The sequence below is a fragment of the Streptococcus pluranimalium genome, from assembly GCF_002953735.1.
GTDB lineage: Bacteria > Bacillota > Bacilli > Lactobacillales > Streptococcaceae > Streptococcus > Streptococcus pluranimalium.
This window is the reverse complement of record NZ_CP025536.1, coordinates 130001-142836: the sequence shown is the minus strand read 5'-3', so window position 1 is coordinate 142836 and position 12836 is coordinate 130001. Positions and strand designations below refer to the sequence as shown.

Annotated in this window: 6 protein-coding genes (1 of these 6 cut by a window edge); 1 reads left to right on the top strand and 5 read right to left on the bottom strand. The window is 40.4% G+C overall.

Annotated elements, in window-relative coordinates:
* Positions 1-144: 144 nt before the first annotated feature.
* The 3 genes from rpoC to pbp1b all read right to left on the bottom strand — a co-directional run bounded on the left by rpoC (position 145) and on the right by pbp1b (position 10050).
* Complete coding sequence (rpoC, locus tag C0J00_RS00775) at positions 145-3777, bottom strand: DNA-directed RNA polymerase subunit beta' (protein WP_104967104.1); 3633 nt, start codon at positions 3775-3777, stop codon at positions 145-147.
* A gap of 119 nt (positions 3778-3896) precedes the next feature.
* Positions 3897-7466: a DNA-directed RNA polymerase subunit beta gene (gene rpoB / locus C0J00_RS00770; protein ID WP_104967103.1), complete on the bottom strand. Its 3570-nt coding sequence runs from the start codon at positions 7464-7466 to the stop codon at positions 3897-3899.
* A 301-nt stretch (positions 7467-7767) separates the two neighbouring features.
* On the bottom strand, positions 7768-10050 hold the full coding sequence (gene pbp1b, locus C0J00_RS00765; RefSeq protein ID WP_233995877.1) for a penicillin-binding protein PBP1B: 2283 nt from the start codon (positions 10048-10050) through the stop codon (positions 7768-7770).
* 227 nt (positions 10051-10277) lie between these two features.
* On the opposite strand from pbp1b, the gene tyrS reads away from it, so the two are divergent.
* Entirely contained in the window at positions 10278-11534 is a 1257-nt protein-coding gene (gene tyrS, locus C0J00_RS00760; RefSeq protein WP_104967101.1) for a tyrosine--tRNA ligase, read from the top strand.
* A gap of 155 nt (positions 11535-11689) precedes the next feature.
* Here tyrS and C0J00_RS00755 read toward each other — a convergent pair whose 3' ends face one another.
* Positions 11690-12517: an iron chelate uptake ABC transporter family permease subunit gene (locus C0J00_RS00755; RefSeq protein ID WP_233995853.1), complete on the bottom strand. Its 828-nt coding sequence runs from the start codon at positions 12515-12517 to the stop codon at positions 11690-11692.
* A 2-nt stretch (positions 12518-12519) separates the two neighbouring features.
* Positions 12520-12836: the 3' portion of a metal ABC transporter ATP-binding protein gene (locus C0J00_RS00750; RefSeq protein ID WP_104967100.1), read on the bottom strand. It continues 370 nt past the right edge of the window; the window shows 317 of its 687 coding nt (coding positions 371-687); its start codon lies off the right edge, out of view; the stop codon is at positions 12520-12522.

Here is a 12836-nt window from a genome sequence, read left to right as displayed (position 1 = left end):
TATGATTATAGCTTAATGTGATAATAATTTGCTTGAATAATACTACACAAATACGAACCTTATCTGGTTAACTATCAACGATATCAGATTCTTTTCGCTTTTATAACAAAAAAATCGAAAGCCGAAACTTTCGATTTTGATAGATTATTCTGTAATAATTGCTTCTTCTGAAACTGGGACTTCTTCGATAACTTCCACTTCATTAACTGATTGTGGCTCAATGTTACGGTAGCGGGCCATACCAGTACCAGCTGGAATGATCTTACCGATAATAACATTTTCTTTAAGTCCAAGAAGATGGTCTTTCTTACCACGGATAGCCGCATCTGTAAGGACACGAGTTGTTTCCTGGAAGGAAGCCGCAGACAAGAATGAGTTCGTTTCAAGAGAGGCTTTTGTGATCCCCATAAGAACTGGACGAGATGTCGCAGGAATACCACCAGAGATAACAATATCCTTGTTTGCATCTGTGAAATCAGCAATATCCATCAATGTTCCTGGAAGAAGATCTGTATCACCTGGATCCATGACACGAACTTTACGAAGCATTTGACGAACCATTACCTCAACGTGTTTGTCTCCGATTTCTACCCCTTGGCTACGGTAAACTTTTTGAACTTCCGCAAGAAGGTAAGTTTCTACAGAAAGTGTATCACGAACTTCAAGGAGGCGTTTAGGTTGGATTGACCCTTCAGTAAGTGCCGCACCACGAGCAATTTCGTCGCCCACTTCAACTTTCATACGAGCTGTAAATGGTACCACATACTCGCCCATACCAGTCTTACCTTGAACGTAAACTTTTTTAGTACGTGTCGAAGCATCTTCTTCGATTTCAATAACGGTACCTTTAACCTCTGTAATTACAGCTTCCCCTTTAGGGTTACGTGCTTCAAAGATCTCTTGGATACGAGGAAGACCTTGAGTGATATCGGTATTTGAGGCTACACCACCGGTGTGGAAGGTACGCATGGTAAGCTGAGTACCAGGTTCCCCGATAGATTGCGCAGCGATTGTACCAACCGCTTCACCAACTTCAACCGCATCACCAGTTGCCAAGTTGATACCGTAACAGTGACGACAAACACCATGACGCGTATTACATGTAAATACGGAACGGATTGTTACTTCTTCGACACCAGCGTTCACAATTTCAGCTGCTTTATCTTCAGTGATAAGCTTGTTAGGACCGATGATTGTTTCACCTGTAATTGGGTTTTTAACTGATTTCTTCGTGTAACGACCTTGAAGACGCTCTTCAAGTGTTTCAGTAACTTCTTTACCATCTGTGATAGCTGTAATCGTCAAACCACGGTCTGTTCCACAGTCATCTTCACGGATGATAACATCTTGGGCAACGTCAACCAAACGACGAGTAAGGTAACCTGAGTCGGCTGTCTTAAGGGCCGTATCGGTCATACCTTTACGCGCACCGTGAGTTGAGAAGAACATTTCCAAAACGGTCAAACCTTCACGGAAGTTAGACAAGATCGGAAGTTCCATGATGCGTCCATTAGGAGCAGCCATCAAACCACGCATACCGGCAAGTTGAGAGAAGTTAGAGATGTTACCACGAGCTCCTGAGTCCATCATCATAACGATAGGGTTCTTAGGATCTTGTGTTTCGATCAAGCGTTTTTCAAGGGCTTCTTTAGCTTCACGCCATGTTGTTGTAACAGCAACATAACGATCATCCTCAGTCATGAGACCACGACGGAAGGCCTTGTTAATATCCTCAACACGTTGGTGAGCAGCATCAATGATTTCAGCTTTGTTATCAATAACAGGAATATCCGCAATACCAACAGTCAAACCAGCAAGTGTTGAATGGTAGTAACCAAGGTCTTTCAAACGGTCAAGGAAGGCTGATGTTTCAGTCGTACGAAGGCGTTTGAAAGTTTCTGCGATGATGTTACCAAGATTTTTCTTCTTGAATGGCGCATTGATTTCAAGTGAATCAATGACTGGTTGAATGTCTTGACCAGGCTCTAAGAAGTATTTATCTGGTGTTCCATCCGTCAAGTTAGCATTGTTTGGTTCTTGGAGATATGGAATTTCAGTTGGAATCACATCGTTAAAGAGAATTTTACCAACAGTAGTTACCATAATCTTGTGAAGTTGATTTTCTTTCCAAGGTTTATTTGGCATGCTGTCAACAGCGATACCTACACGTGAATGCAAATGAACATAGCCATTTTGATAAGCCATAACAGCTTCATCACGATCTTTGAAAATCATACCTTCACCCTCGCGACCAGCATCTTCCATGGTCAGATAGTAGTTACCCAAAACCATATCCTGAGATGGCGTAACAACAGGTTTACCATCTTTAGGGTTAAGGATGTGCTCAGCCGCAAGCATGAGAAGACGTGCTTCTGCTTGTGCTTCCTCAGAAAGAGGCACGTGGATGGCCATTTGGTCACCATCAAAGTCGGCATTGTAGGCTTCACACACAAGTGGGTGAAGACGAAGTGCCTTACCATCGATAAGCACTGGTTCAAAGGCTTGGATACCCAAACGGTGAAGGGTAGGTGCGCGGTTAAGAAGAACTGGATGTTCCTTGATCACTTCTTCAAGAATATCCCAAATACGTTCATCTCCACGTTCAACCATACGTTTAGCAGCTTTAACGTTACCAGCGTATTCGCGAGCAACAATTTCACGCATCACGAAAGGTTTAAAGAGCTCAATAGCCATTTCACGTGGCACACCACATTGGTACATTTTTAGCGTAGGACCAACAGCGATAACGGAACGACCAGAGAAGTCTACACGTTTACCAAGCAAGTTTTGACGGAAACGACCTTGTTTACCTTTAAGCATGTGGCTCAAAGATTTCAATGGACGCCCACCAGGACCTGTGATTGGACGGCCACGACGACCGTTGTCAATCAAAGCATCAACGGCTTCTTGGAGCATACGTTTTTCATTTTGAACAATGATCCCTGGAGCGTTGAGTTCCAAAAGACGTGCTAAACGGTTGTTACGGTTGATAACACGACGGTAAAGATCATTAAGATCAGATGCCGCAAAACGACCACCATCCAATTGAACCATCGGACGGAGATCTGGTGGAATAACTGGAAGGATGTTAAGAACCATCCATTCAGGTTTATTCCCAGACTTGTAGAAGGCATCAAGAACGTCCAAACGACGTACAGCTTTCACACGTTTTTGACCAGAAGCTGTTTTGAGCTCTTCTTTAAGTTCTGCGATTTCAGCTTCCAAGTCCACACGTTTAAGAAGATCTTGGATTGCTTCCGCACCCATTTTTGCCACAAATGAACCATAACCGTACTCTTGAAGTTTTTCGCGGTATTCGCGCTCTGTCAAGAGAGATTTTGCTTCAAGTGGTGTATCCATAGGGTCAATAACCACGTAGGCTGCGAAGTAAATAACTTCTTCAAGAGCTCGAGGACTCATATCAAGGGCAAGACCCATACGAGATGGGATTCCTTTAAAGTACCAGATATGTGATACAGGAGCTTTCAATTCGATATGACCCATACGTTCACGACGAACTTTAGCACGCGTTACTTCAACACCACAACGGTCACAGACGATACCTTTATAACGGATACGCTTGTATTTACCACACGCACATTCCCAGTCTTTTGTTGGACCAAAGATAACTTCATCAAACAGTCCTTCACGTTCTGGTTTTAATGTACGATAGTTGATTGTTTCAGGTTTTTTAACTTCACCGTAAGACCATGAACGGACCTTACTAGGTGAGGCTAATGTGATTTGCATACTTTTAAAACGATTTACGTCAACCACTAATAGTACCTTTCTTCATTATCAATATTACGCAGTCAAAGGTAATGGAAATCCACTACCTGACCTTGTAACAGCTTGTTAGTTTTACCATACAAAACTAACTTTTATGTCATCTTTTATTATTTATCTTCAGCCGCAGCTTGTGCTAATTCTGCTGATTCCTTAGCTTGTTTTTCACGTGCTTTTTCAAGATCATCAACGTGCATCACGTCATCATCTTCACCTTCATCAAGATCACGAAGTTCAACTTCTCTATCTTCATCATCAAGGACACGCATGTCAAGACCAAGAGATTGCAATTCTTTAACAAGAACTCGGAATGATTCTGGCACACCTGGTTTTGGAATTGGTTTACCTTTGGTGATAGCTTCATAAGCTTTCAAACGACCAGTCACATCATCTGACTTATAAGTCAAGATTTCTTGAAGGACATTTGACGCACCGTAAGCTTCAAGGGCCCAAACCTCCATCTCACCGAAACGTTGTCCACCGAATTGTGCTTTACCACCCAGCGGTTGTTGGGTAACAAGTGAGTAAGGTCCAACTGAACGTGCATGAAGTTTATCATCAACCATGTGGTGAAGTTTGATCATATACATGACACCAACTGACACACGGTTATCAAATGGTTCACCAGTACGACCATCATAAAGGACAGTCTTAGCATCGCTATCCATACCAGCTTCTTCAACAGTAGCCCAGAGATCTTCTGAAGTAGCTCCATCAAACACTGGCGTTGCGATGTGGATACCCAAGTTACGAGCAGCCATACCTAAGTGAAGTTCCATAACCTGACCGATATTCATACGAGATGGCACCCCAAGAGGGTTAAGCATGATATCAACAGGTGTTCCATCTGGAAGATACGGCATGTCTTCTACTGGTACAATACGTGAAACGACACCCTTGTTACCGTGACGACCGGCCATTTTATCTCCAACTTTAATCTTACGTTTTTGTGCGATATAAACACGAACAAGCATGTTTACACCTGATTGCAATTCATCACCGTTAGCACGTGTAAAGATTTTCACATCACGAACGATACCGTCACCACCATGAGGAACACGAAGAGATGTATCACGAACTTCACGTGATTTATCTCCAAAGATAGCGTGCAAGAGACGTTCTTCTGCAGAAAGATCTTTTTCACCCTTAGGTGTTACTTTACCAACAAGAATATCACCTTCTTTAACCTCAGCACCAATACGGATAATACCCATTTCGTCGAGGTCTTTGAGCGCCTCTTCACCAACGTTTGGAATTTCGCGTGTGATTTCTTCAGGACCTAACTTGGTATCACGTGTTTCTGATTCGAATTCTTCTAAGTGAACAGATGTGTAAACATCCTCTTTCACAAGACGTTCAGACATGATAACGGCATCCTCAAAGTTGTAACCTTCCCATGTCATGTAAGCAACAACTGGGTTTTGACCAAGGGCCATTTCACCATTTTCCATAGATGGACCATCTGCGATGAAATCACCTTTTTCAACCATGTCACCAACTTTAACAAGTGTGCGTTGGTTGTAAGCAGTTCCTGAGTTTGAACGACGGAATTTTGTCACATGATAAACATCAAGCGAACCATCTTCACGACGAACTTCCACTTTTTCAGCATCTGAGAAGACAACTTTACCATCATGTTGAGCAATAATCGCTGCTCCTGAGTCGTGGGCTGCTTGATATTCCATACCAGTACCAACATAAGGTGCTTTAGGATCAATCAATGGCACAGCCTGACGTTGCATGTTGGCACCCATGAGAGCACGGTTGGAGTCATCGTTTTCCAAGAATGGAATACATGCTGTCGCAACGGCAACTACTTGCTTAGGTGAAACATCCATGAAATCAGCTAGATGAGCTGGGTATTCTTGGTTGACACCTTGATGACGACCCATGACGATTTCTTCCGCAAAAGTACCGTCTTCATTAAGTTTTGAGTTAGCCTGAGCTACTGTGTACTCATCTTCTTCATCCGCAGTCAACCAAACGATTTCATTTGTGACTTGACCAGTCGTACGATCAACCTTACGGTAAGGCGTTTGAATAAAGCCATACTTATTCAGGTGTCCGTATGAAGACAAGTTATTGATCAAACCGATATTTGGTCCTTCAGGTGTCTCAATGGGGCACATACGACCGTAGTGAGTATAGTGCACGTCACGTACTTCATAGCCAGCACGGTCACGTGTCAAACCACCAGGTCCAAGGGCTGACAAACGGCGTTTGTGAGATAGCTCAGAAAGTGGATTATGTTGGTCCATGAACTGTGACAACTGTGATGAACCAAAGAATTCTTTAATCGCAGCTGTTACTGGACGAATATTGATGATTTGTTGTGGCGTTAACACATCGTTGTCTTGTACGGACATACGCTCACGAACATTACGTTCCATACGTGCAAGACCAATACGGAATTGGTTAGCAAGAAGCTCACCAACCGCACGAATACGACGGTTACCCAAGTGGTCAATATCATCCACTTTTCCAAGACCTTCTGCAAGATTAAGGAAGTATGACATTTCAGCCAAGATATCTGCCGGTGTCAAAGCACGAACCTTGTCATCTGGGTTAGCATTACCAACGATTGTAACTGTACGATCTGGATCAGTAGGTGCAACCACTTTGAATTTTTGAAGCACAACTGGCTCTGTGACAACCGCATAATCATTTGGTGTGTAAACAAACTTGTTCAAATCACCGTCCAAATGCTCAGCAATGGAGTCAATGATTTCACGAGTCATAACTGTACCAGCTTCAACAAGGATTTCACCTGTTTCACTGTCAATCAAGTTTTCAGCAATGGTTTGTCCAAGAAGACGTGTCTTCACGTTAAGTTTTTTGTTGATTTTGTAACGACCAACAGCAGCCAAGTCATAACGACGTGGGTCGAAGAAACGTGCTGTCAACAAGCTACGTGATGAATCAGCAGTCTTAGGCTCACCCGGACGAAGACGCTCATAGATTTCTTTAAGAGCTTCGTCAGTACGTGAATCATTTGGATTTTTATGGATATCTTTTTCGATAGTGTTACGAACTAATTCGCCATCACCAAAAATATCAATGATTTCATCATCACCAGAGAAACCGAGAGCACGAACAAGAGTTGTGAATGGAATCTTACGGGTACGGTCGATACGGGTATGAGCGATATCTTTAGCATCTGTCTCAAGCTCAAGCCATGCACCACGGTTAGGGATTACAGTTGAACCGTAACCAACTTTACCGTTTTTATCAACCTTGTCATTGAAATAAACACCTGGTGAGCGAACCAATTGAGAAACGATGATACGTTCAGCACCATTGATGATGAAAGTACCCATTTCTGTCATGTAAGGAAGGTCTCCAAAGAAGACTTCTTGGGTTTTAATTTCACCAGTCTCTTTGTTGATCAAACGGAAAGTCACAAACAAAGGGACAGAATAGTGAGCATCATGTGCACGCGCTTCTTCAAGTGTGTACTTAGGTTCTTTTAATTCATAGCCAACAAATTCCAACTCCATAGTATCTGTGAAGTTTGAAATTGGAAGTACATCCTCAAATACTTCACGCAAGCTGTTATCCAAGAAATCTTGGAATGAATCTGTTTGAATTTCAATTAAGTTAGGTAAATCAAGAACTTCTTTGATTCTTGAAAAACTACGACGGGTACGATGTTTCCCGTATTGAACGTCATGTCCTGCCAAGTCTTACTCCTTTATTAAATGAGTTATGAACGAAAATCGTTCGAGTTTAATGAGGAAGTTAATTTAACATGATTATGTAAAATAACTTCTTTAACATTCTTGATGTCAATCAATTTTCAGAATCTTTAAATGTTTGTTACATATCATAAAAATACCGAAAATAGGCACAAAAAGAGCAGCTAAATCGGACTCCTTAAAGTATGATTTAACTGCTTTATGCCACGGTTGGACAATATTTCAACCGTGATTAAACGTCAAATAGATATTCATATTATAACACTATTTCTCTTAAAAATCAAGTCTATCGACGGTTATTTCTTCTTATGATCGTTGACTGACTACCACCACCAATAATACTATTCCAAGCTTTTTGGTAATCACTATCCGTACCACCAATACCAAAGCGATAAGTCATGTTGCCAGCACCATTTTTAGCCCAGTAGCTAGTTGTCGTATTACCACTAATCGTATAACGACGATCATTTTCCGAAGCTGTTCCAGGTTTCAAACCTGTTTGTTTATTGACAGTAGATTTGATAACACTTGGATCCAACGAGAACTTTTGACCATTACCAAAAACACTTGGATCCGCTTGATTAATCGCATTAACCAAATTAGCTAAGTAATTTGAATGATTATCATAACCAGTCATTTTAGCTAAAGAATCATTATTATCATGTCCAGCCCATGAAGCTAGAGATACTTTAGGTGTCGCAAGTGCCAACCAAACATCTGAATAGTCATTAGTGGTTCCGGTTTTACCAATCCAGTCTGCATTAGCTAGACCCCCATTCAAGGACTGCAAGCGATTCTTAAACTGAGTCGTTATCCCTGAATCAATTGGTCCTCGAAGTAATTCTTGTAAAATTGTTGCCGTTGCTTTAGAGAAGACCTGAACAGGCTCTGCTTTATGCTGATAAACAACCTCACCTTCATGATTTACAATTTTATCAACTAAATGGGCACGAATATAAGCTCCATTATTAGCAATCATTTGATAGCCATTTGCCATCTGTTCCACCGACATGCCAATGCCACCTCCGAGTGGCAAGCTCTCGATATCATAGTTATCAATTGAGATACCCATCTTGGTCATGTAAGCTTCAACGTCTACCCCTTTATTTTGTAATAATTTATAAGTCCAAAAGGCAGGAATATTCCAAGAAGTATTGAGCGCTTCTTGAAGCGTCACCATAGCTGTCCCTTCATCATCCACGTGCATAATTTTTTGACCACTAGAATAAGTCGTTGGGTAATTAGATAATATACTTGCACTCCCCATTAAACCTTGATCAATAGCAGGACCATAGGCAAGTAAAGGTTTAATCGCAGAACCTGGTGATCTCAATGTATCAAAAGCATGGTTATTTTGATTAGTTTTATAATCCCTACCACCTATAAAACCAAGAACACCTCCTGTCCTATTATCAATCAAAACATTCCCAACTTCAGTACGACCAGTACCATCATCTAAAATAGATCCATACTGGTTAACAGCATTTTGCATGGCATCATAAATAGGTTTATTAATAGTAGTGGTGACTTGATATCCCCCTGTTTGAAGTTCCTCCAAAGCACGTTCTTCATAAGCCGCCTTAGTCACATCATTTTTCAAATCTTGAGTAGATACACCATCTTTTTTTACTAAATAATCGTACATGATTCCCTTAGCTTCCTGCATCACCGAGTAATAAAGATAATCATGCTTCGAAGCTTCTACTGTATCAGAAGCTATAAAATCTTGTTTCAAATCATAAGATTTATAAGACTTATACTCCGCTTCAGTTAGATAACCTTCACGGTACATGTTATAAAGAACATTGCTCGCCCGCGTTAATCCAAATGATAAATCTTCATCTGACTTCAAACGGCCATCTCCATTATAAGGAGAATACACAATTGGACTTTGTGGCAAGCCCGCTATAAAAGCAGCCTGTGGAACAGTTAACTCTGCAGCAGATTTACCAAAAATCCCTTGAGCTGCTTCTTCGACGCCAGCGATATTTTGTCCCTTATTATTTCGTCCAAATGGTGATACATTCAAATAAGATGTTAAAATAGCATCTTTATCCATATCTTTTTCTAAAGAAAGAGCATAGATAATTTCTTTAGCTTTACGCTTAAATGTCGGATCATCTCCTAAAATTTGCTGCTTCAGAAGTTGTTGCGTCAAGGTAGAACCCCCACTAGACTCACCAATACCTAAAAGAGACGACATTAGAGCTCTAAAAACAGCCTTGGGAACAACACCATTATGCGTCTTAAAATTCTCGTCTTCAGTTGAAACAATAGCATTTTTTAAATTTTCAGAAATAGACTCACTAGGCACGGGTGTACGTAAAAGGTCCGTATCAACATCTGAAATTAAAGAACCGTCAGAATAGGATAACCGAGAAATCAGTGAACCCGTCTCAACTTTTTTGATAAGCTCCGATTTATTGGGTACTTTAACACCATCAATTTGACTTGCTAAATACCCAAAACCAAGACCAATACCTAACATGACAAAAAGCAAAACGATAATATAAATAAAATTAGATAATAGTTTCGTAATACGTAACAAAATAGACAAACCATCTGTCATAAACCAGCCACGATCTGACGTTTTCTTAGTAGAACGATTTGTTTTATGTCTCGGTCCCCTTAAGGAAAGACTCTGCTTTCCCTTTTGTAACCAAGAACGTGATTTTTTCTTAAAATTAGACATAAAATACCTCATCAAACATTATACCAAACTTCTATATAGCTTGCATGGGGCAAAGTATTTCTGATATAATTAAGGATAGTATAAAACTTATTTTGGAGGCTTACATGAACATTTTTGAAGAGTTAAAAGAAAGAGGCTTAGTCTTCCAAACGACTGATGAAGAAGCTCTTGTCAAATCCCTCACAGAAGGACCAGTTTCTTACTACACTGGTTATGATCCAACAGCTGATTCATTGCATCTTGGTCACTTGGTTGCTATCCTTACATCAAGACGCCTCCAATTAGCTGGACACAAACCGTACGCCCTTGTTGGTGGTGCTACAGGACTCATCGGAGACCCATCTTTCAAAGATGCTGAACGTAGCTTACAAACCAAAGATACTGTTGATGGTTGGGTTGACAAAATCCAAGGACAACTTTCTCACTTCCTTGATTTTGAAAGCGGAAATAATAAAGCTGAGATGGTTAATAACTATGACTGGTTCGGCTCTGTTAGTTTCATTGATTTCCTTCGAGATGTTGGAAAATACTTTACCGTTAACTATATGATGAGCAAAGAATCTGTTAAAAAACGGATTGAAACTGGTATCTCTTATACAGAATTCGCTTATCAAATCATGCAAGGTTACGACTTTTATGAGTTAAACCAAAAACACAACGTCACACTTCAAATCGGTGGTTCAGACCAATGGGGTAATATGACAGCTGGAACTGAGTTGCTCCGCCGTAAAGCCGATAAAACTGGACATGTTCTCACAGTGCCCCTTATTACAGACGCTACAGGTAAAAAATTTGGTAAATCAGAAGGCAATGCTGTGTGGCTTGACGCTGATAAAACTTCACCATACGAAATGTATCAATTCTGGCTTAATGTTATGGATGACGATGCTGTTCGATTCTTAAAAATTTTCACCTTCCTATCACTAGATGAGATTGCTGCTATTGAAAAACAATTTGATGCCGCACGTCATGAACGACTGGCCCAAAAAATATTAGCCAAAGAAGTTGTTACCCTCGTCCACGGTGAAGAAGCTTACCGCCAAGCGCTCAATATCACTGAACAACTCTTCGCAGGAAATATCAAAAACCTATCTGCATCAGAATTAAAACAAGGACTAAGCAATGTTCCTAACTATTCGGTTGATGCTGAAGACGACCTAAATATTGTTGAAATCCTTGTGAAGTCAGGAATCTCACCATCAAAACGTCAAGCACGTGAAGATGTTCAAAACGGAGCTATTTACATCAATGGTGATCGTATGCAGGATTTAACATACACTTTATCTGATAATGATAAAATTGATCAAGAATTAACTGTCATCCGTCGTGGTAAAAAGAAATATTTCGTACTTACCTACTAAAAACAATCAATCCCCTTCTCCAAATTGGAGAAGGGGATTTTATACTTAATCGCTTCATTAATCACAAAACACTGTCTTGATACCTAGCGTTTAAATACTCTAGAATGATCAAATAATATGACATAGAGTAATATTTCATAGCCAGCGTTTCATACTCATGAAGCTATTTTTCGAGTCAAAGCTGTCAACAAACTAACGCTCAGAAAAATAGCAATAAAAATAACTGTAATCGTCGCACTCGCTGGTGTCTCCCAGATATAAGATAATATAACTCCTAAAAGCATACCGATAAATCCAATGATAATCGAACTGATAATAACTGCCTTAAAGGATTTACCAACTCGTATACCAATACTTGCTGGTAAAACCATAATAGTGGAAACCAATAACGCCCCCGCAGCCGGGATCATTAAAGCAATAGCAACACCTGTAATGATATTGAACACTAATGACATTAACCTAACAGGTAAGCCATCAACCAAAGCAGTGTCTTCATCAAAAGTCAACATATACATGGGGCGAATAAAAAAGGCAGATAAGACTAACACAAGACTAGCAATGAAAAACAGAGCAATGACCTGTTCTTGATTAATCGTAATAATTGATCCGAACAAGTATTGTTCTAGATTAACCCCAGAACTATTGTCCGATTTACTCGTAATCAATAACGAGATAGCCAAACCTAGGGACATAAGTATCGCTGTAGAAATCTCCATATAATGCTTATAAACTACTCTTAAATATTCTAAAAGCATCGAAGCAAAAATTACTACAACAATCGTCATCCATGTGGTTGAAACCCCCAACAAGATACCAAATGCAACACCCGCTAAGGAAACATGGCTCAGCGTATCACTCATTAAACTTTGACGCCGCAACATCAAAAACAGACCCAAAAGAGGAGCAAATAAACTCATTGCAACAATAGCTAGAACAGCACGTTGCATAAATTCATAAGAAAGCATTTCTGAAATAACAGTCATTTTTATTCCTCCTCATGAATATTAAAACAGCGCCACGGAGAAGATTGATCTCTCACTAAGTGAATATTCCTATCAGCATATTCAGCGACTTCTTCAGGATCATGGGTTATCATTAAAACCGCTTTTCCATGTTTCTTAGCACTGTGATGCATTAGTCTATAAAAATTATTCAGTGTGCTAGCATCCATCCCTGTAGTTGGCTCATCCAAAACAAAGATATCTGGATCAGAAGCAAACATTCTCGCAATAACTACACGTTGTTTTTGACCGCCTGAAAGACCACCTATACGCTTATGGCGACTCTCCCACATACCTACGG

Bases quoted from the DNA above. Each gene is read 5' to 3' on its own strand.
- tyrS (WP_104967101.1), top strand. From the start codon at position 10,278: ATGAACATTTTTGAAGAGTTAAAAGAAAGAGGCTTAGTCTTCCAAACG.
- pbp1b (WP_233995877.1), bottom strand. From the start codon at position 10,050: ATGACAGATGGTTTGTCTATTTTGTTACGTATTACGAAACTATTATCT.
- C0J00_RS00755 (WP_233995853.1), bottom strand. From the start codon at position 12,517: ATGACTGTTATTTCAGAAATGCTTTCTTATGAATTTATGCAACGTGCT.